The sequence below is a fragment of the Pseudomonadota bacterium genome, from assembly GCA_039193195.1.
In the GTDB taxonomy this organism is placed as follows: Bacteria; Pseudomonadota; Gammaproteobacteria; order Steroidobacterales; family JBCBZW01; genus JBCBZW01.
The window spans coordinates 87,789-108,305 of the sequence record JBCCWS010000010.1; the positions used below are offsets into that span (position 1 = coordinate 87,789).

The 20,517-nt window shown below is 64.4% G+C and carries 18 protein-coding genes; 9 read left to right on the plus strand and 9 right to left on the minus strand.

Translation table 11 applies throughout. The features are described 5' to 3' along the window. Positions 1–7 precede the first annotated feature (7 nt). Positions 8–574, minus strand: coding sequence for a sigma-70 family RNA polymerase sigma factor (locus AAGA68_11125; GenBank protein MEM9385603.1), 567 nt, complete (start codon positions 572–574; stop codon positions 8–10). Positions 575–986: 412 nt separating this feature from the next. On the opposite strand from AAGA68_11125, the gene AAGA68_11130 reads away from it, so the two are divergent. Beyond that, positions 987–1,190 carry a cold-shock protein gene (locus AAGA68_11130; GenBank protein MEM9385604.1) on the plus strand — a complete coding sequence of 68 codons (204 nt, stop codon included), beginning with the start codon at positions 987–989 and terminating at the stop codon, positions 1,188–1,190. A 24-nt stretch (positions 1,191–1,214) separates the two neighbouring features. Here AAGA68_11130 and AAGA68_11135 read toward each other — a convergent pair whose 3' ends face one another. From AAGA68_11135 to AAGA68_11155, 5 genes are all read right to left on the minus strand, one after another. Then, positions 1,215–2,390, minus strand: a complete 1,176-nt coding sequence (locus tag AAGA68_11135; GenBank protein MEM9385605.1) for an alpha/beta hydrolase — start codon at positions 2,388–2,390, stop codon at positions 1,215–1,217. Positions 2,391–2,948: 558 nt separating this feature from the next. Further along, positions 2,949–3,989 (minus strand): quinone-dependent dihydroorotate dehydrogenase, encoded by a 1,041-nt coding sequence (locus tag AAGA68_11140; protein MEM9385606.1) that lies wholly within the window; start codon positions 3,987–3,989, stop codon positions 2,949–2,951. Then, positions 3,986–4,354, minus strand: coding sequence for a DUF952 domain-containing protein (locus AAGA68_11145; protein MEM9385607.1), 369 nt, complete (start codon positions 4,352–4,354; stop codon positions 3,986–3,988). Before AAGA68_11145 ends, AAGA68_11140 begins: the two co-directional genes overlap by 4 nt. 72 nt (positions 4,355–4,426) lie before the next feature. Next, positions 4,427–4,873 carry a VOC family protein gene (locus AAGA68_11150; GenBank protein ID MEM9385608.1) on the minus strand — a complete coding sequence of 149 codons (447 nt, stop codon included), beginning with the start codon at positions 4,871–4,873 and terminating at the stop codon, positions 4,427–4,429. 22 nt (positions 4,874–4,895) lie between these two features. Beyond that, positions 4,896–5,222, minus strand: coding sequence for a winged helix-turn-helix domain-containing protein (locus AAGA68_11155; GenBank protein MEM9385609.1), 327 nt, complete (start codon positions 5,220–5,222; stop codon positions 4,896–4,898). A 125-nt stretch (positions 5,223–5,347) separates the two neighbouring features. Between AAGA68_11155 and AAGA68_11160 the strand changes: the two genes are divergently transcribed. Continuing rightward, the gene (locus AAGA68_11160; GenBank protein MEM9385610.1) at positions 5,348–5,512 is read left to right on the plus strand and encodes a hypothetical protein; all 165 of its coding nucleotides are present in this window, start codon (positions 5,348–5,350) and stop codon (positions 5,510–5,512) included. Between the two features lie 79 nt (positions 5,513–5,591). On the opposite strand, the gene AAGA68_11165 is transcribed toward AAGA68_11160, so the two are convergent. Beyond that, positions 5,592–6,509, minus strand: a complete 918-nt coding sequence (locus AAGA68_11165; GenBank protein ID MEM9385611.1) for a methyltransferase — start codon at positions 6,507–6,509, stop codon at positions 5,592–5,594. A 227-nt stretch (positions 6,510–6,736) separates the two neighbouring features. Here AAGA68_11165 and AAGA68_11170 point away from each other — a divergent pair, with 227 nt between their 5' ends. From AAGA68_11170 to AAGA68_11190, 5 genes are all read left to right on the plus strand, one after another. Continuing rightward, positions 6,737–10,006, plus strand: coding sequence for a glycosyl hydrolase (locus AAGA68_11170; protein MEM9385612.1), 3,270 nt, complete (start codon positions 6,737–6,739; stop codon positions 10,004–10,006). Positions 10,007–10,062: 56 nt separating this feature from the next. Then, on the plus strand, positions 10,063–11,157 hold the full coding sequence (locus AAGA68_11175; GenBank protein MEM9385613.1) for a hypothetical protein: 1,095 nt from the start codon (positions 10,063–10,065) through the stop codon (positions 11,155–11,157). After that, a complete protein-coding gene (locus AAGA68_11180; GenBank protein ID MEM9385614.1) occupies positions 11,154–11,501 on the plus strand; it encodes an ArsC/Spx/MgsR family protein in 348 nt (115 codons plus the stop codon). The genes AAGA68_11175 and AAGA68_11180 overlap by 4 nt, the downstream gene beginning before the upstream one ends. Before the next feature lie 19 nt (positions 11,502–11,520). Then, positions 11,521–12,258: a pseudouridine synthase gene (locus AAGA68_11185; protein ID MEM9385615.1), complete on the plus strand. Its 738-nt coding sequence runs from the start codon at positions 11,521–11,523 to the stop codon at positions 12,256–12,258. Positions 12,259–12,374: 116 nt separating this feature from the next. Then, positions 12,375–13,457 (plus strand): LacI family DNA-binding transcriptional regulator, encoded by a 1,083-nt coding sequence (locus AAGA68_11190; protein ID MEM9385616.1) that lies wholly within the window; start codon positions 12,375–12,377, stop codon positions 13,455–13,457. 176 nt (positions 13,458–13,633) lie between these two features. Here the strand turns inward: AAGA68_11190 and AAGA68_11195 are convergent, their stop codons facing one another. Then, entirely contained in the window at positions 13,634–14,896 is a 1,263-nt protein-coding gene (locus AAGA68_11195; protein MEM9385617.1) for a VCBS repeat-containing protein, read from the minus strand. 158 nt (positions 14,897–15,054) lie between these two features. On the opposite strand from AAGA68_11195, the gene AAGA68_11200 reads away from it, so the two are divergent. Further along, positions 15,055–15,540, plus strand: coding sequence for an SHOCT domain-containing protein (locus tag AAGA68_11200; GenBank protein MEM9385618.1), 486 nt, complete (start codon positions 15,055–15,057; stop codon positions 15,538–15,540). A gap of 21 nt (positions 15,541–15,561) precedes the next feature. Here AAGA68_11200 and AAGA68_11205 read toward each other — a convergent pair whose 3' ends face one another. Beyond that, positions 15,562–16,872: a family 16 glycosylhydrolase gene (locus AAGA68_11205; GenBank protein MEM9385619.1), complete on the minus strand. Its 1,311-nt coding sequence runs from the start codon at positions 16,870–16,872 to the stop codon at positions 15,562–15,564. 144 nt (positions 16,873–17,016) lie between these two features. Here AAGA68_11205 and AAGA68_11210 point away from each other — a divergent pair, with 144 nt between their 5' ends. Continuing rightward, the gene (locus tag AAGA68_11210) at positions 17,017–20,496 is read left to right on the plus strand and encodes a hypothetical protein (protein MEM9385620.1); all 3,480 of its coding nucleotides are present in this window, start codon (positions 17,017–17,019) and stop codon (positions 20,494–20,496) included. The last annotated feature ends 21 nt before the right edge of the window (positions 20,497–20,517 follow it).

Here is a 20,517-nt window from a genome sequence, read left to right on the forward strand (position 1 = left end):
CCCTACCTTAGGCGCCGCTGCGCTTCAGGTTCACGCAGCGTAGGATCAGGCGCTTCGCGTGCAGGATGCGCGTCTTGACCGTCCCCACGGGGCATCCTTCGACCTGCGCGATGTCCCGATAGGCCATGTCCTCAAAGAACGCCAGATGCACCGCCCGACGGTGCGCCTCGCCAAGCGCCTGGACGCAGGCGCGCAGCACCTGCGCATCCTGCATCGCCTCGAGGTCTCGCTGCAGGTCTTGCGATTCATCCGCGTCGTCGAAGTGCTCAGGTTCCGTCGGCACCATACGTGAGGTTGAGCGGACCCGGTCGATCGCCTTGTTGCGTGCGATGCCAAAGATCCACGACTTGGCCGAAGAGCGCCCCTCGAAGCGGGTCGCCTGGGTCCAAACAGCCAGCATCGCCTCGTGAATCACATCGCCCGCCTCGTGCTCATCTGACAGCCAAGTCCTCACGAAGTAGCGCAACGGCCCTGCGTAGCGATCGTAGATCGCCTTCATTGCCGCTTCGTCTCCCGCGGCGATGCGAGCCAGCAGCGCGACATCTTCCTGCGGATTGTTTGGGGATTGGTTCACGGCAATCGGGCCGGGTCTATCGGCGTGGTCAGCACGTGAAGATCGTACCGAGGCCTCGGTCGCAAGGCGAGCCGGTCTGCCGAGCGCCCGCCGCCGCCGCTGTTGTGGGTGTACGCGCAAAGCGTATCCACCCCCACGAGCTGCCAGTAGTGCCCCCACCGAGTCGTTACCGGCGATACGGGCCGCCGCGCTAGGTGGCTGTACCTCTGGCCAAGGCGGTCAATCGACTAAAGAGGCATGAAACTGCTTGCGTTTCACTGCATTCGAGCGCAAGCTCCCGCCGCGACCTCGGTGTCTCGCCTGCCTTTCTCATCTCGCCCCGTCCTGGGGCGCTACAGTCAAGTCACGCAAAGCAATCAGGTTGTTCGGTCAGAGCGCACGATTCCGCGCTTGCTAGTCTGGAGGCCTTTAGATGGCTATCGGAACGGTTAAGTTTTTCAATCATAACAAGGGTTTTGGGTTCATTGCGCCGGAAGACGGCGATAGCGATGTGTTCGTGCATATCAGCGCTGTGCAGAATGCCGGCATGGATACGCTCGCAGAGGGTCAGCGCGTCTCCTTCGACATTGTGACCGAGCGTGGCCGACCTGCCGCCGGTAACTTGCAAGCCGCCTAAGGCCCTGCCGGGTTGGAGCTGCGCTCAGCAGCTCCCGCCCAGCCATTCCCTCACCTTCGCACCCACTCGAGGGTGACTCAGTAGGTCAAAGTGCCCTAGTCCGTAAGCGATCCACTGGCGATTGTCGGGTATCGCAAGATCACGAAGGGGATCCCGGTGGCGCCCGAGCGCGCTGTCGACGGGCACGAGGCCATCGCCCCGTAGCCGCGCCCGGCTGGCGTCGGTTGTCGTGGTGGCGGCAATCGCGTAGCTGTCGATGCCCTGTGGAAGGGCCACGTGTCCATCATCGCGACAGACTCTGCCACGGCGCAGGTCGTGGATGCCTGCGCTTCGGGCCTGCGTTATCCGGGCGAAAGGTCGGGAATAGGCGCTGATCCCAAGGGCTCGGTCGACAAAGCTCCCCGCAAGCTCCAGCGGCGAGCCGTGATGAGGCGTCCCCAAGAAGATCATCTGGCTCACTTTCTTGGTCCAGCGCATGTTGGCCGCTAGCGCCTGGTGTACTGCACTTCGCGCCACCAAGCCGCCCATGCTATAGCCGACGATCGCTAGCTCCCGAATACTCGTTGGCCACTGGGCCATGAGTGCGTCGAGCAGGGCTGCTAGCTGTGCGCCGTTGTTCGCAACGGCGAGGCCGCTGTTGTAGCGCAGGTAGAGGGGCAGGAAGGCGTCGTCTTGGGCGATGGCAACGCCAAGGTCGTATCCCTTGCGGTTCCATCCCGAGTCGCTCATGCACAATCCATGAATGAGCAATACGACGCGGCCGGTATCGCACTCATGCATCCACCGATGCGCATCGAGGTTGCGCTGCGGATGCTGGAGGACTACGTCACCGGTTGGCCCACGTAATCCAATCGGGATCGCTAGGGGGCTCGCGGTCTGTGCCAGGTAATCGCCGAAGATGCCGTTGAGGACGACCTGATAGGTCGCGGGCGTCGTAGCTGGGGTGGTGGCGGCTGAGGCGGCGGCGCCAAGGCTCGAATCAGCGACCTCGCCGACCAAGCGGATCATGCTACGCACATTGCGGTATACGAAGGCGGTCGGGCCACGAGTGCGCTGCGCACCCTTGCGCCCGACGGGGGGCGCCAACCCCTGGATGGTACCGTGCACGCGCTCTACCACGTCGGTGATACCGCTTGTGCCATCGACGAGCAGACGGGCGATGCCGCGGAGTCTCGAGGGAAATGAGCGGGCAGGGAGCATACGTTTCTTCCGCTGGCTGCAAGGTCACGGGAAATCGCTTCTCGCGCTTTGGTGCCACCAGCGCGTGGCGTGCAAGCGTGTTGTAGAGGCGCGGCTGGCACCTCGGGATCGTACTTGGCTAAGGCGCGTGGGTCATGCCCCAAGCCAAATTGCAGACCCTGCGTTGACTCAGCTGCGCTCCCTACTCTTCTGCGTTCGAAGCGCTTTGGCTGGCGTCTCCTAGCGCAAGCCGCGTCAGGCTGGCCCCTCCAGGGAGACAGTCCTAGAGCCAAGCCGCGCCCACCTCAGCTCGCGATCGACCGTGCTGGAAGACAAGCCGGTCACCTCACTCACCTCCTGAAAGCTGATGACTGCCGGTTCGCAACTGCGCGTCGAGTTCACTGGCATCGGCCAGCTTGCGCTGCCCATTGAAGATCGCGCCTCGTCCGTCAGTCGCCGAAAACAGTCCTACCATACGGGAGTGCTGAGTCCGCCCGTACAGTGTACGGCGAGAGGGCAAGTTTTAGACTTGGTGTAATGTGCAGTCGGGATTTTGGGGAGACCAACACGCGTGCGCGCCTAGCGCGGATCGAGACCTTCGAGCATCTGCCCAATCAAGGCCGGCCCCTGGTAGACGTAGCCCGTATACAGTTGCACCAGATCCGCTCCGGCCTTCAGTTTGATCTCCGCTGTCTGCGCGCTGTCGACACCGCCGACTCCGATCAACGCAACGCCCGGACCGAGGCGCGACCGCACCGCTCGCAGCATGGCCGTCGAGGCCTCGAACAGCGGCCTTCCCGAGAGGCCGCCCGTCTCCTGCCGCTCGGTCCCTGTTGCGCGCAAGCTGGTAGGCCTTGCATTGGTGGTGTTGGAGACGATGACACCCTCCACGCCGCTGGCTTCGATCACCGCGAGACTGTCCTCCAAGCCTTGCGCATCGAGGTCCGGCGCGATCTTGACGAACACGGGGCACGCCTCTCCTGAACCGAGTACCTGACCACGCGACTCGAGACACTCGCCCAGCAAGCGCGTCAACGCTTCCTTGCCTTGCAAATCGCGTAGGCCAGGGGTGTTGGGTGAGGAGATGTTGATCGTGAGGTAGTCGCCCAGGCGGGCGAAGCGGCGCACGCCTAGGACGTAGTCATCAATGCGATCGTCAGCATCCTTGTTAGCTCCGATGTTAACTCCAATCACACCGGGGCGTGCGCCCTTCGCCGGCAGTCGCTCGAGGCGCAGGGCCAGGGCATCGTGCCCCTCATTATTGAAGCCGAGGCGATTGATAAGCGCACCGTCGGCCACCAACCGGAAAACGCGCGGGCGCGGGTTGCCCGCTTGCGGGCGAGGCGTACTCGTGCCCACCTCGGCAAAGCCAAAGCCCTGGCCAAGCACCTCCATAGGAACGCGACCGTCCTTGTCGAATCCGGCGGCGACGCCAATCGGGTTGGCGAAGCGCAGGCCGGCAACGGTGCGTGCGAGGGCGGGGCGCGAACGCAAGGCCGCCGTGCTGGGCCGTAGCAAGCCACTTTCCAGAGCTTTGAGGGAAAGCTCGTGGGCTTGCTCAGGAGAGAGCTGAAACACGGCCAAACGCATGAGTGGCCAAGGCAGCCACGCGACGCTCATGCGGTGAGCCCCCACGCCTTGGCGTTAGGCAGCGTGCCGTCCGCCCCGATCGGCTCAACGCCGACCACCGCTTCCATCGATAGGGTCGCGTACAAGTGGGGGAAGCGCTCACCACCGCGAGACACTTCCCATAGGAGCGCATCCCCGCACCGGCTCGTATCAACCGCGATCAATAGCAAGTCGCTTCGGTCTGCGAAGTACCTCTCGAGCGTGCCCGATACCTGAGTTGCGGCCGAAAAGTGGATAAAGCCATCTCGGCGGTCGATAGGCGCCCCCGCGTAGACGCCGGCCCGTTTCGCCTCACGCCACGCCTGGGCATGTTCGATCTTGAAGATCAGCTTCGGAAGCCGGTCGTTCCCTGTCATCGTCGCTCCGTTACCCTGACAAGCCGCTCCTGTGAGGAGCCCTAACGAGCGCGTAGCTTACGCGAAACGGGCTCAGTCGCTCCCACAGCATGAAGCCTTCGTGGCGCGCGGCAGCGGCGCTTCTACGCGCGGCGTCGCGTCCTCGCCGTAGGTGCGACGAGCGCCGTGCGTGTGGAAGGTCTCCCACACGACGCCGTCCGGGTCGTTCACCCAATGCTTGTTCGAGTTGGCGTAGCAGCAGTTGGCGTCGCGCTCCTCCAAGGTGCTGATCTGTGCCTTGGCCAAGCGTTTGGCGATCTCCTCCAGTTCAGCGTCGCTCTGGGCCTCAATCCCCACGTGATCCACCCCTCTCGAGCCGTCACCGTGGGTGGAGACCGCCACGTTGATGCGGGGATCGTCCACCATCCACTTCAAGTAATCGTGCTCGATGACGCCCCGCTCTTGGCCTTGTAGGGCGCTGTAGAAAGCCCGTGCTCTCGCTAGGTTCTCCGTCCGCAGGTGTACGTGGAAGCGTTTCATCCGTGCTCTGCGAAAGAAGGCGTTAATCGGTGGTTGAGCAACAGGGCTCACCGCGCGGCTCGAATGCGCCGGCACAGCAATCCTCCATCAGGAACGCCCCGATCGCGCGGATCGTGCAGTAGTCAGCGCGACAACGACGTTCGCGCCCTGCCCGTTCCTGCCTCACAAGTCCTGCCTGCACCAGCTTGCCAAGGTGATGTGTCAGGGTGGTGGCAGGCGTGCCAGTCGCCTCTCGCAGCTGACTGACGTTCATGCCGTGGGTACCCGCCCTGACCAGCAGGCGCAGCAGGGCCACGCGGCTGGCGCTGCCCAGGGCAGCGAAGGCGTTTGCGGCGCTCAGGTCATTCATGTCGGTAGGTTCGATCACTAAATAACTATATATCTAGATATATAGTTATTTAAGACCCGCCGCGAAACGGCCAGGCTCCCAGCGCTCAGCTAGCGATCGGCTATCGATTCGGCGACTAGAACGGAATGGAGGTCGGCTACCACGACTTCGGCGACTTCGAGCAGGAGACACCCATCGACGGCACGCCAGCTGACGTTTCGCTCAGCGCCGACATCTCGCACTACGCCCTTGAGGATGCCGACAGCACCGTGTTCTCCCTCGGCATCGAGTACCGCTTCGGTCGGCGCTGACTGCTGCGGTGACACCCCCAGCGGGTACCAACCCTCGGTTGGGTTGGTACCCCGTCGCGCTAAACACCCCCTGCCGAGACTAAGCCTCTGGCTTGCGGAACACGACTGTCATACGGTCTGACTCGCCGATCGCCTCCAGGGAAGCGCGCAGTTCCGGATCCTCTTGGCTAGTGCTCAAGCTAGGCGGCAGGCGCCATACGATATCGTCCGGCGTCGGCTGGTCCGCGCGATTGCGGTTGATACCGGACTCGGTCATCAACTCGAACCCTGCGGAGATGAATGCCCGCTTCACGTCAGCTTCCTTGAGGTAACCGGCGGCGCCCGTAGCCCACTCATCGGGGGCGTCGTTCGGCGCACGGTGCTGAACCACGCCCACGAGGCCGCCGGGCTTAAGCACGCGCAATGATTCTTCGATCGCTCGCGTCATGTAGTCGCCATCGCCTTCGAAGCGCGCTAGGTTGTGCAGAGCCCGGACGAAGAGCACGCGATCCACCGTGCCCGTGAGGTGGTCGGGCATGGTGCCGAGCGTGTAGGCCTCCACCGAGGCGGCGCCGTCGATACTCCAGCCCGCCACCTGGTCGGGCCATTGGGTGGGGAACTGCATGCGCTCGGCAATTGCCTCCTCGTCGAAGAATCCGAACAGGGGCCACAGACTATCCTCGTAGGTCGCCCCGACCAGGGTGCCGTCGCTGCCGAGGTAGGGGAGCAGGATCTTGCTGTACCAGCCGCCGCCAGGCAGCGCTTCCACGACCGTTTGGCCAGGCTCGATACGAAACAGGCGCAAGGTCTCCTCCGGATGGCGCCACGCGTAGCGTGCCTGCATGTCCTCGGACTGAGCGGCCAGTACTTGCGACAGTCGATCCACCGGTTCGTCGTTCGGCGTGGCGGAGGCTTCGGCCGCAGGGGAGGCTAACGGCTCGGTCATATCCTCACCGGTGTCGGCGCAGCCGACGAGGGTCAGCGGTAGCAAGGCAATCCACCAAGTCCAGTCCTTCATGTGTCTCTCGCTTCATCGGTTGCGTCGTGCAGGGCCGCACGCGGGCTCCTAAGCGTACACGCTGACGAGGCTGGTACAAGCGAGCACGTGGCGCGCGTGTTGGCCTGCGCAGTTGCGTCAGCCCCCGTGGCCTGGTCAGACTGCCCGTCCGCGAACAATGGAGGCAGCTTGAGATGACGATGGCGACCGTCAGCAGGGTAACAACCCTTTGTGCATGCAGTATCTTTGTGACCTTAGCGACCGCAGCCGCCGCCACTGCCGACGGCGACGACACACCCAGCGACCAGCTGATCGACGGACTCGCCCTGCGCGCCATCGGTCCGTCCGTATCCGGCGGACGCATCGCCGATATCGCGGTGCACCCCACTCGCCGCAGCACCTGGTACGTAGCCGCCGGTTCCGGCGGCGTCTGGAAGACGATTAACGCCGGAATCACCTGGTCTGCCCTGTTCGATGCGCAACCGACATACTCGATCGGTGAGATCACCCTCGACCCCCAACGACCGGACACGGTGTGGGTGGGCACGGGCGAGAACGTTAGCGGCCGTCACGTGGCCTGGGGTGACGGCGTGTACCGCAGCCTCGACGGTGGCCACTCCTGGCAGGCGATGGGGCTCGCGCACAGCGAACACATCGGGCGCATCCTGGTGCATCCGCAGGACTCCAGGGTGATCCTGGTGGCGGCGGAGGGGCCGCTCTGGGCGGACGGCGGGGAGCGTGGCGTCTACCGCAGCGCCGACGCTGGCGAGACCTGGACACGCGTTCTGCACGTGGACGAACGCACCGGCGCCACGGACCTGGAGTTCCATCCCACCGATCCCTCGGTCGTATACGCCGCGACCTACGATCGCCGCCGTACGGTCTGGTCCCTGCTCGCTGGCGGCACGGGCTCCGGCCTGTGGAAGTCAATGGACGGCGGCGTGAACTGGCGGCGGCTGAGCGCAGGCCTGCCGCCCGCCGATGTCCCTCTCGGCAAGATCGGCATCGCCGTGACCCCAGCCGCGCCTGATCGGGTGTACGCCACGATCGAAGCCGACGCTGACCATCTCGGACTCTACGCCAGCGACGACGCCGGCGAACGCTGGCAGCGCCGGGCCGAGTACATCTCCGGTGGCACGGGGCCCCACTACTATCAGGAGTTGGAGGCCTCGCCCGCGGATGCGAATCACCTCTACCAGATGGACGTGTTCCTGCACGTGAGCCGCGACGGCGGACGCACGTTTTCGGAGCTGGGCACGGGCCGAGAAAAGCACAGCGACAACCACGCCCTGTGGATTGACCCAGGCGACCCGACGCACCTGATCGCCGGAACGGATGGGGGCCTCTACGAGAGCTTCGACGACGGCACCAAATGGCGCCATTTCCCTAACCTGCCTATCAGCCAATTCTACAAGGTGGCCTTGAGCAATCGTAAGCCCTTCTACGATGTACTCGCCGGCGCCCAGGACCTCGGCACCCTCCACGGCCCTTCGCGAACTCTGCACACGGAGGGCATCCGCAACCAAGACTGGTACGTGTCCTACGGCGCCGACGGCTACGGCGTCGCTTTCGACCCCACGGATCCAAACGTCTTCTACCAGATGAGCCAGAACGGCAACCTTGTACGCCACCACCGTCCGAGCGAGGAGGACGTCTACATCCGGCCCCAACCCGCGCCCGGCGATCCCCCGGAGCGGTGGAATTGGGACTCACCGCTGCTGGTGAGCACCCGTTCCGCCGCGCGCCTGTACTTTGGCTCCCAACGCTTGTGGCGCAGTGACGACCGCGGCGACAGCTGGACGCCGATCAGCGGTGACCTCACGACCAACGCCAACCGCCTCGAGCTCCCCGTTGGCGGACGGGTACGCAGCGCCGATGCCCTGTGGGACCTGCGCGCCATGTCGCGCTACGCCACCTTGACTGCCATCAGTGAGTCGCCCTTCCAGGACACTCGCCTGTGGACAGGCAGCGACGACGGCCTGGTACACACGAGCGACGACGGCGGCCAACGCTGGCGTCAGGTAACGCCGCCTCCCCTACCGGCGCAGGTGTTCGTCAACGACGTAGAGGCATCCCAGCATGACGTGGACGGCGCCTTCATCGCGGCCGACAATCACAAAAGCGGTGATTTCCGCGCGTACCTCTACGCCACCGATGATGCTGGGCAGAGCTGGCGAGATATCTCAGGAGATCTGCCCGAGGGCGTGATCGTCTGGGCAATCCAACAAGACCACGTGGAGCCCAACCTGCTGTTCCTGGGCGCAGAGAACGGACTCTACGTAACCCTCGACGGCGGTAAGCACTGGCGCCGCTTCACTGCTGGCGTACCAACTGCCTCCTTCCGCGACCTCAAACTCCAGCGTCGCAACGACGACGTGGTGGGCGCCACCTTCGGCCGCGGCCTGTACGTGCTCGATGACTACCGCCCCCTGCGCCGAGTCGCCGCCGACCTGCGCCAGGGCGGCGATGGGATACCAGGAGAGGGTTCGGGCGCCCTGTTCCCCGTGCGCGATGCCTGGTGGTTCCTGCCGGCCCAGCCGGGTCAGGCGATCGGCCTACCGACCCAGGGCAGCAGCGCCTGGCGAACGCCCAACCCCCCCCACGGCGCCGTGTTCAACGTGTTCCTCGCCGAGGTTCCCCTGCCGGCCAAGAAGGCTAGGCGTGAGCGGGAGCAAGCGTTGGCTAGGAACGACGCGGACATTCCCTTCCCGGGCTTCGACGCCTTACGCGATGAGTCGCTGGCCGGCGAGACGCGCTACGTCATCGCGATCAGTTCGCAGGACGGGACCCCTCTTCGCCGCCTGTCCGTGCCTGCCAAGGAGGGCTTGCATCGAATCGCTTGGAACATGCGCACGGCACCGGGGGAAGCTATCGACCTCTCCCCGCCCGGCTTCTCGCCGCCGTGGTTTAGGGACCCAGAAGGTGCGCTAGTGGGGCCCGGCAGCTACCGAGCACAGCTCATCGAGATCGGCGCAGCGGGTGTTCGCGCCTTGGGTGAGGCTCAGCCCTTCGCCCTACGCAAGCTCGACAACCTACCTGAGGATGCAGACCCCGCCGCCACCGTTGCCTTTCGCCTCGAGTTGCTCGACCTAAGCCGACGGTTGGATGCGGCCAGCGGCGCACTGAAGGAGATCGGCGACCGCCTCCCCTACCTGCGCGCCGCGCTGGCGCGTGCGGCGAGCGCCGACGTCGCGCTGTACCGGGCGATAGACGACGTTCACCGCACCGTGGCCGGCATCCAGGAAACGCTACGCGGCAACCCGGCTCGCGCCAAGCTCAATGAGGCAGATCGCCCCGGCGTCGCCTCGAGGCTCTACGCCGCCGGGGGTGCCCTCGCCACGCGCATGGCCCCCACGGCCACCCAGCGCCAGAGCATGAGCCTCGCCCGTATCGGCCTGGAAGACGTAGAGGCGCGGATCGCACGCGTGCGGTCCGGTCCCCTCGCCGCCGTTGAAGAGGCCCTGCGCGAGGCAGGCGCGCCGTGGACACCAGGACAGAGGGTTGGACCTGAGGGCTAAGTCGATCGACGACAGGCCTCGCCCTTGGCGAACGCCCTCCGTCACGTCGCTACACGATGATCAAGTTTAGACCGCGCAACTTCCTACACAACCAGGAGACCACCTGGTTGGTGCTCGACCTGCTCATGCTTGGCCTACTCGTCATCAACCTCGCTTGGTTGATCCTCGACTGGCTTTATGCGAGCACGTGGTTCCCGTCGCTGATCTCTCGCCTATTGCCTGTGATCGGCGACTACTACGCCGAACACATCGATCCCATCTTCTGGCTGATCGACCTCGGCTTCGTCGCCGTGTTCCTCGGCGAGTTTGCGCTGCGCTGGGCGATCGCCGTGCGGCGCAAGATCTACGACCGCTGGTACCACTACCCGTTCCTGCACTGGTACGAAGTGCTCGGCTGCCTGCCGCTGGCGGGGTTTCGCGCGCTGCGCTTTCTGCGCATCCTCTCCATGATCTACCGCTTGCAAAAGCTCGGGGTCATCGATCTGACCGATACGGCCCCAGCGCGCCTGGTGGGGCGCTACTACGCGATCCTGGTGGAGGAGGTGGCAGACCGGGTGGTAGTGAATGTGCTCGACGGCGTGCAGGCGGAACTGCGTGCCGATCAGCCCGTGATACGCCGCATCGTCAACGACGTCGTGCTAAGGCGACGGGGAGAGCTAGTTGAGGCCCTCGGCAGACGGCTAGAGCTCCTCGTGAACGAGGCCTACGGCGACCACCGAGCAGACGTGAGTCTCTACGTCGACAACTTGATCACCAAGGCTGTCGAAGAGAGTCAGGACGTCAAGCGACTCCAGCTAATCCCAGTATTCGGCGCCTACGGCACCCGTCTCCTCGAGCGCACGGTCGCCCAGATCGTGTTCGCCGTAATCGACGGGGCTGCTGCAGACCTGCAGTCCGAGCGCAACCGTGCCTTCGTCGAGGACCTACTCTCATCGACCCTCGATCAGCTGCTTCAGCACGACGAGCAGTTCGATGAGGTCACCAACCAGATGCTCATCGACGCGATCGATCTAGTCAAATCCCAAGTGCTAGTTCAACGCTGGCGCCAGGCGGCGGAGCGCGCCAACCCGCCGCCTGCGTCGCCCCCACCGAGAGCCCCGAACCCCACTGCGCTCCCGCGCCAAGACTCCTCGAAGGAAGTGCGATCATGACCTACGTGCTCATCCACAACCCCGCCTGCAGCACCAGTCGCAAGGGCCTCGCCTTGCTAGAGGAACATGGCGTCACGCCCACGCTGCGCAAGTACATGAACGTCTCCGAGCGGCTCAGCGAGGCAGAGCTGCGCGATATCGCGCGGCGGATGGGCGGGGTGAGTCCGCGCGAGTTCATGCGTGTGAAGGACGGCCCGAGCTTCGGCGTTGACGAAAACACGAGCGATGAGGCCCTGTTCGCCGCCATGGTAGAGCACCCGAAGCTGATCCAACGCCCGATCGGCATCCACGGCGAGCGCGCAGCACTCGGGCGCCCGATCGCACAGCTGTTAGAGATCCTCTAGGGGCGCGGCGGCACCGATTGTGGGCGATAGGCAAGCCCTGACCGTGCTCTACCGGGATGACCACCTGGTGGCCATCGACAAGCCGCCGGGGCTGCTCGTGCACCGCTCCAACCTAGATCGTCAAGAGACCCGCTTCGCCCTGCAGCTGCTGCGCGACCAGCTAGCGAGGCGGGTATTCCCAATCCACCGCCTGGACAAGCCCACCTCCGGCGTCCTGCTCTTCGCCCTGAGCCCCGCCGCGGCACGGGCGGTGACCAGGCAATTCGAAGACCGCACGGTGGTCAAAGACTATCTGGCGGTCGTGCGCGGCCAATGCCCGGCGCAGGGCACGGTCGATCAGCCCCTGGTCGAGGAACCCGGCACGAGCGCCAGCACTGCGCCACGCGCGGCCCAAACGGCCTACCGGTGCTTGCACCACGGAGAGATTGACGCCCGGGTCGACCGCTACCCCACCAGCCGCTACTCCCTCGTGGCCCTGCGCCCGCTGACGGGACGGCGCCACCAGTTGCGGCGCCACATGAAACACATCGGTCACCCCCTCATCGGCGACACGACCTACGGCAAAGGCAGCCACAACCGCTTCTTTCGCCAGGAATTCGCCTGCGATCGCCTGCTGCTAGCATGCGTGGGCCTGCGCCTGCTTCACCCCCAAACGGGCCGCCCGCTTCAGATCCAAGCCAAGCCCGGCGCAGACTTCGAACGCGTGATCCACGCCTTCGCTTGGCCCCTCCGTTTTGCCCCATGGATGGCCGTATAGGGGATTTCCGAAGCGGCAAAATTTGATTGGACGATATGTTGTCCGCGTATACTCAGGACCAGAAGTGGGGTCGGTGAGCGACCCCGAGCGAGACGCCAGGAGGAGCCCGGCGCCAGATGCAGAAAGTGAATGTGCACCATGTCGCCGCGCGGGCGGGTGTATCCATCAAGACCGTGTCGCGCGTGATCAACGACGAACCGAACGTGCGCCCGTCTACCCGCGAGGCCGTGTTGGCGGCAATCGAGGAGCTCGGCTATCGCCCGGACACCTCAGCTCGGCGTCTGGCCGGCAAGCGCTCCTTCCGCATCGCGCTGCTATACGAGGACCCGGGGCCGTACGCGAGCCCGAGCGCCAGCTACGTCACGGACCTTCAGGGCGGCGTGCTCGCCCGCACGCAGGCCGAGGGCTACGAGCTGCTCGTCTACCCCTTCGAGGCCACCGCCGAAAATGCGCCGAGCATCGTTGCGCGCCTGGTGAAGGAGACGCGCTTGGACGGCTGCATCATCGCGCCGCCCTTCGCCGAGATGACCGCCCTCAACGACATGCTGCAGGCCCAACACATGCCCTGCGTGCGCATCTCCCCCGGCGTTCGCACCCGCGCAGATGAATCCGTGCGCACGAACGACCGCGAACTCTGCGCGGAGATGACGCGATACGTCGCCTCTCTTGGCCACGAACGTATCGGCTTCATCATCGGCCACCCGGACCATCGCGCCGTCCAGAGCCGCTACGTGGGCTATAAGGAAGGTCTCGAAAGCTGCGGCCTTACCTTTCAACGGCACCTCGTGCAGCAGGGATTGAACAGCTTCGAGTCCGGGCAAGTCGCTGCCCGTAAGTTGCTTAGCGGCACCCACCAACGCCCAACGGCAATCTTGGCCAGCAACGACGATATGGCCGCCGGCGTGCTCTATGTCGCCCATGAGATGGGCCTCAGCGTGCCGCACGGGCTGTCCGTTACGGGTTTCGACGACGCGCCGCTGGCGCGCCACCTCTGGCCGTCGCTCACCACCGTGCGCCAGCCGATCTTCGAACTTGCGAGCGCCGCAGCCGACCTGTTGCTGGCGCGCCTGAAGGGCCATGACACGCGTCGCCTGCCGCGCACGGTACTCGGGGAACTGAAGATTCGCGATTCTACCGGGGCGGTGGCCGAAGACGACAACGCCACCGCCCGCCGACGCAACCGCCTGGCGAACGCCTAGTGTACTGTCCCGCAAATTCGTTGAAGAATTCGCGGATACTTTTTGCCCCTAGGCACGTTGCTCCTTTTCCCGTGGGGCCTGCCACGCTCGTCCTCGCGCCGCGCCTAGGAACAGAAAGCACCGTGCGACTTCTTCAACGAACTTGCGGGACCGGACACTAGGAGGGCAGTGGCTATCTACTGGCCCAAGTAGAAGGTGTCGGTACCCGTGCGATTGCAGAAGTAAAGGTCGTCGATACCGTCGCCATTGGCATCGAACACCTCGACGTCGAACAAGCTGCCGATGGGCTGCACGTCGAACAGCGCAAGACCGTCGTCGGTGAAGTTGCCGTTGCCGTCGTTGAGCCAAAACGCCACGGTGCCGCCGAGGCTAAGGCGATTGGCCGGTGCCACCACGTCCATGTCACCATCGCTGTCCAGGTCGACGAACTGGATGGTGAAGCTGCTCGCCCCTAAAGAGACGCCCGCCAGCGCGGTTGCACTGACGTCTGTGAAGTTCCCGTTTCCATCATTGAGCAGCAGCTGATTGGATTGGTCGAAGTTGTTGACAAATGTGATGTTGCCTAGGACCAGATCTAGATCCCCGTCGTTGTCCACGTCAGCCGCATCCACCTCGCGCGTCTCTCGCGCATCCCCACTCGGCAGCCGGTCATTCGCCTCAGTGAAGGTGCCGTCTGCGTTATTGATGTAGAGAAAGTTAACGTTCTCGTTTGCTACGAAGAGGTCCAGGTCCCCGTCACCATCCGCGTCGAAGAACAACAGATCCTGGGTGGTGCCCACGTCGCCGAACGATAGGTTGGCCGTGTCGTCCACGAAGGTGGTGCCGGGCTGTTGCAGCAAGGTGATGTTGTCGCCTCGGTTGCCGAGGATGATATCCAGCAGCCCGTCACCGTTGAGATCGAGCACCTCCACGGCATTGGCGATGCTGTCCAGGGGAATAGCCCCAGCCACTTCCGTGAAACGGCCCGTACCGTCGTTCAGGTAGAAGGCGTGCTCGGCGTCGTCCTCGTGCACGGAGATCATGTCCGGATCGCCATCGTTGTCGAAGTCGGCAAGGCGCAGGTCCTCGTTGTCGCCGCTGCCGCCCAGAATCACGCCGGGGATCTGCTCGAACACACCGTTGCCGTCGTTGCGTAGCAGGAGATTTATTGCAAACTCCTGCGCGAGGACGAGATCCAGATCCCCATCGCCGTCCACATCCGCAGCGCCGGCATCCATGCACATCCCGGACAGAGAGGGAATATTGGTCGCGGTCGCGTCTGCAAAGCGGACCGTGACGCCACCTCCTGCGCCGCCACCCCCTGCGCCGCCGCCGCCTCCGCCGCCGCCTCCACCGCCGCCTCCACCACCGCCACCGCCTCCACCGCCACCGCCACAGGCCGTGAGCACGAGTGCGGCGGCAACGGTCAACAGGGCGGCAGACGTAGAGCGAGCATCCATCACGAGTTCCTCATCGCGGCGGCGAACAACTGTGTTGCAAAGCCTAGACACCTGCGTGCTCAAACACCAGTGTTTCATGAAAAATACAACATTCCTGAGCGCGGACCGTCAGCTGAAGCCGTGGCGGGCGCGCGAAGAAGCGGTTTATCCTACGGAGCATGAAAGGAACATCCCGCCGCGCCGCGGCCTTGAACACACTCCTCGCGAGCCTCACCGTCTGCACCGTGGTACTCGCCAGCGCCGGTGCCGCCGCACAGGGCGTCGACACGGCCGCTGAGCGGGCGCGTATCGCCAACGAACGTATCCAGCGCGACATGCGGCGCCGACAATCGGACCAGGAATCGGGCGAGGATGGCAGCGGCGGGGCCACCAGCGCGATCCCTGGCGGGCCGAGCAGCGGGGTGCCCTACGCGGCTACGCGACCGGCGCCACGGCAAGCACCCGCACCTATCGCTGCGTACGCGCCAAGCGCGCCTGCTGCTTCGGCGCTGACTAGTACGAGCGATAGCGCGACGACGGAGGAAGGTGAGTACACCCGCACCCTGTCCCAGCTGCGCGTGCTAGGTGAGTTACGAGATGCGGGTTACCTAACGGATGATGAGTTCTCCCGCATCAAGACGCGCATCATCTCCAGCGTCTTCTAGGGCCGGCCTTGCGAAGCACCTTCAGCGCGGCGTAGCTTCGCCCGCCGGCTCGTATACTCGCACGTAGTCGACGACGAGCTGCTGCGGGAATACCGTCTCGTCGATCGGCCCACCGGCCCTACCCCACGCCCCGCCTACGGCGAGGTTCAAGATCAGGTGGAAGGGTTGATCGTAGGGCCAAGAGCGCCAACCATCGTGCTCGTTGACGTAGGAGAAGTAGTGGGTGTCATCGACGTAAGCATCGATGCGCTCGGGTGTCCACTCCAGGGCGTAGATGCGAAAGCGATCGTCCACCTGATCGAGCATAATGCGGCCCTTGCGCTGCTCCCACTTGGCCCAATAGTAGGCCTCGTTGTGGACCGTGCCGTGTACATGCCCCATCTGGTAGCCCACGTGCTCCATAATGTCGATCTCTCCGGAGTTCGGCCACGCATCACACGCATCGTTGCCCTGCCACTCGCCGGCGCTGCACCGAGTTGCGTAGCGAAAGGGGTCACTAGGCAGCATCCATATGGCCGGCCAAGTGCCCTGCCCTTGCGGCAGCTTTGCGCGGACTTCAATGCGACCGTACAGCACATCACCCTTGTCTTTCGAGTGGATGCGCGCAGAGGTGTACTGGCCGTTTCCGTAACTCTCGCGGTGCGCCTCGATGATCAGCTGACCGTTCGCCACGCGCAGATTGCGCGCTCGGGCCGTGTACACCTGATCTTCATCGTTGACCTTGCGCGCCGGCCACAGATCGGCGGTCCAGCGGGTGTGGTCGACGTGGCCGCCGTCGAACTCATCGCGCCAGGCGAGCTTCCATCCAGTAGGCCCCGCGGCCTGGCGAACGGACAGAGCGCTCAACACAGGCTCGCCCTGGCGGGCCACGAAGTGCGCATCGAGGCGCTCATCGCTAACCGACACTCCCGGCACCGTCACTGTGAGAGCTGACTGAGCCTTGCCATCGCGCCAACCCATCACGTTAATGCCCTCGATCACCCGCACCTGCTCGAGGTAGGCATCGAAGGTTCTTCTCCCCGCCGGTGCAGCCAACGGTTCGGCGAAGTAGAAGGTCACATCGTAGGTGCCCGATGCCAGGGGGTGGGACACGCGGACATCACCCACTCGATAGCCCGCGTAGAGCGCCGGATCCTGGCTGCCTTTGACCCGCTCGAGGGTCGCTGGCGTGCCGCCAGTTACATCGCTCTCGGAGACGAAGCGGGTGCCATCCAGCGCCTCGTAGGCGGCCCCGTTGACGTTTACTGCCCACACTGCAGGTGGCGGCGCAGCATCGAGCGCGGTGGCAAGTAAACAGACTACCGCAGCGCTGACGACGATTGCTTTCCTCACGGTGACCGCTCCCTGCCTCGCAGATCCAGGATTCTGAATGACAGCGCTGTCAGACACAATTAAACTGTAGTCAGATTTTCGGTATCCGGCGCAGCGCGCGCCCGGGGCACCGGCCCAGAAGACAACGACAAGAGTACGTTGCTTATGTCCGTCGAACACCACTACCCGCAGGCCGCGAGCGGCCGCCCTGTGCCCGCAGGGGCCTTCGTCGAGATCACCGGCGAACGCTACTACGCGATCACCGACGTCGACCATATGGCACCCTTCTTCGTCAGCGTCATCTCCAGCACAGACCACTGGCTCTTCGTCTCATCGACGGGCGGTCTCACGGCGGGACGGGTGTCGCCCGACACGGCCCTGTTCCCCTACGTAACCGTTGACCGAATCCACGAAAGTCTGCCGCACACGGGACCGAAGACGATCATCCGAGTGCACCGCAGCGGCCAAACGCCTCAGCGCTGGGAACCCTTCAACCGAGAGCACGACGGACGCTACTCCACCAGTCGACAGCTGGCGAAGAGTTTAGTTGGGCACAAGCTGCGCTTCGAAGAAGTCAACCACGACCTCCAACTCGCCTTCCGCTATACCTGGGAGACGAGCGCCGAGTACGGTTTCGTGCGTCGCTGTGAGCTACTCAACCTAGGCGAGAGCACGGCCGAACTCGAGCTTCTCGACGGTCTCGCCAACCTGCTTCCCGCCGGGACGCCGAGGTTCACCCAGACCAACTCCAGCAATCTCGTCGATGCGTACAAGTGGACCGAACTGGATTCATCTTCAGGCCTGGCCCTGTTTACCCTGTACTCGGGAATCACCGACCGCGCCGCGCCGTGCGAGTCGCTCAAGGCCAACGTCGCCTACTGCCTCGGCGTCGACGCCCCCACGCGCCTAGTCTCCTCCAAGCAACTCGAGGCGTTTCGTCACGGCGAACCGCTACGTGAGGAAGACCGTGAGCGTGGAATCCGCGGCGCCTACTTCGTGCATCAACGCCTGAGCCTCGAGCCAGGGGCAAGTAACCCATGGTGCCTGATCACCGACCTAGAGCTGTCCCAAGGCGATGTGGTCAACCTAAGCCATGCTTTGCGCGCCCCCGGGGCACTCGCCGAGGCTGTAGATCAGAGCGTGGCTGTGGGCGGCGATGCGCTGGCTCGAATCATCGCCTCCTGCGACGGCTATCAGGGGACCGCAGAGGAGAACGTCGCCGCTCACCACTACGCAAACGTGATGTGGAATGTGCTGCGCGGCGGCTACTTCCCCTCCCAGTACGAGGTGCCCGCGGGTGACTTCGCGGCCACCGTGCGCGCCTTCAACCGCCCGGTCTACGAGCGCCATGAATCCCTCCTACTCGCCCTCCCTGCGAACCTCAAGGTGTGGGAGCTGCGCGAACGCGTGGCGGCCGCTGGCGATCGCCAATTGGAGCGCCTTGCGCAGGAGTACCTACCGATCGCCTTTGGCCGGCGCCACGGCGACCCCAGCCGACCGTGGAATCAGTTTTCCATCCGCACCCAAGACGCCGAGGGCCAGCCGGTCTACTGGTACGAGGGCAACTGGCGCGACGTCTTCCAGAACTGGGAAGCGCTCGCCTTCAGCATCCCCGAGTACGTCGAGCACATGGTCGCCAAGTTCGTCAACGCCTCGACCATGGACGGCTACAACCCGTACCGGATCACCAAGGAGGGGATCGACTGGGAGGTCGAAGAGCCCGACGACCCCTGGAGCTACATCGGCTATTGGGGCGATCATCAGATCATCTACCTGCAAAAACTCCTGGAGCTCTCGCGCCAGTTCCATCCTCAGCGCCTGCAGGCGCTTCTGCACGCGCCTCTGTTCGCCTACGCCAACGTGCCCTATCGCATTCGGCCGTTCCGCGCCCTGCTCGAGGACCCGAAGACCACGGTCGACTACGCCGATGAGCAAGCCCTGGCGATCGAGCAGCGCCTTGAAGACATGGGCGGCGATGCAAAGCTGATCCTCACTCGTGAGGGCGAGGTCCTACAGGTTACCCTGCTTGAGAAACTGCTCGTGCCGCTGCTGGCCAAGCTGGGCAACCTGGTGGTGGACGGCGGCATCTGGATGAACACGCAGCGTCCGGAGTGGAACGACGCCAACAATGCCCTGGTCGGCCAGGGACTGTCGATGGTCACCCTGTACTACCTTCGCCGCTACGTGAGGTTTCTCCACGTTCTGCTCAGCACCGAGCAGGCGCCAGCAACGCTCAGCGCGCCCCTTGCGGATTGGCTGCGAGGGACCGCAGCGGCCCTGCACGCGTTCCGCGGCAGGCTGAGCGCGGGCACGGTCGCTAACGATCACGATCGCTACGCGCTGCTCGTTCAACTTGGTGAGGCAGCGAGCACCTACCGCGCGAAGGTCTACGCCGAGGGCGCAGGCGATGGTACGCCGCAGGCGCTGCCCATGAGCAAGATCACAGATCTTCTCGAGGACACCCGAGTGGTAGTGGACCACAGCATTCAAAGCAACCGCCGCGATGACGGCCTCTACCACGCCTACAACCTGTTGGGGGTGGGCGAGGAGCGACTCGAGCTCGGTCACCTGTATCCGATGCTCGAGGGTCAGGTGGCGGCCCTCAGCGCGGGTAGCTTGGCACCAAAGGAGGCCGTCGCCGTACTGGACGGCCTATTTGCGAGCTCCATTTACCGCGTGGACCAACACAGCTTCATGCTGTACCCGGATCGCAAGCTAGCGAGCTTTCTGGACAAGAACCGCCTGACGCAAACGCAGGTACAGGCCAACCCGCTGCTCTCGCGCCTGCTCGCCGAAGGCAACGACGATGTCCTCTACCGCGACGCCGACGGCGCCTACCGCTTCAACGCGAATTTCACCAATGCCGATGATCTGCAGGCAGCGCTCAACGACCTGCCTGAGCCCTTCCAGGGCATCGTGGCCACGGCGCGAGACGGCGTTCTCACCTTGTTCGAGCAGGTGTTCGACCACCAGGCCTTCACCGGCAGGTCGGGCACCATGTTTGGCTTCGAAGGCCTCGGGTGCATCTATTGGCATATGGTGTCCAAGCTGCTACTCGCCGTGCAAGAGACGTTCTTCGCCGCTCTCGAGGCGGGAACCGATGAGCTCACCTGCCATCGCCTTGGCGAACACTACTACCAAGTGCGTGCAGGCATCGGCTTCAACAAGTCCCCCGCAGAGTTCGGCGCATTCCCCATGGATGCCTACTCGCACACGCCAGGCCACGCCGGCGCACGCCAACCGGGAATGACTGGGCAAGTCAAAGAAGAGGTGCTAACGCGCTTTGGCGAACTCGGCGTTCGGGTGCGCGACGGGCGCGTCAGCTTCCGCCCACAGCTGCTGCGTGGCCAGGAGTTTCTCGCCGCCCCTGCCGCCCTTCGCTACCTGGCCCTCGACGGCACGTGGCACGAGCTCGCGCTGTCGCCGCACAGCCTGGGCTTCACATGGTGTCAGGTGCCCGTGCGCTACACGCTAGTCGAGGTAGAGGATGCTGCAGGCATCACCGTGCACTACACGGACGGCACGGATCACTCGCAAGCCGAACTCACCCTGACCAGCGCGGATAGCGAATCTCTGTTCCGCCGCGAGGGTCATGTACGCGAAGTCATCGTACGCCTCAGCACCGCACTTTTGTTCAAACCCTAACTACAGGAGGCAAGGCTCATG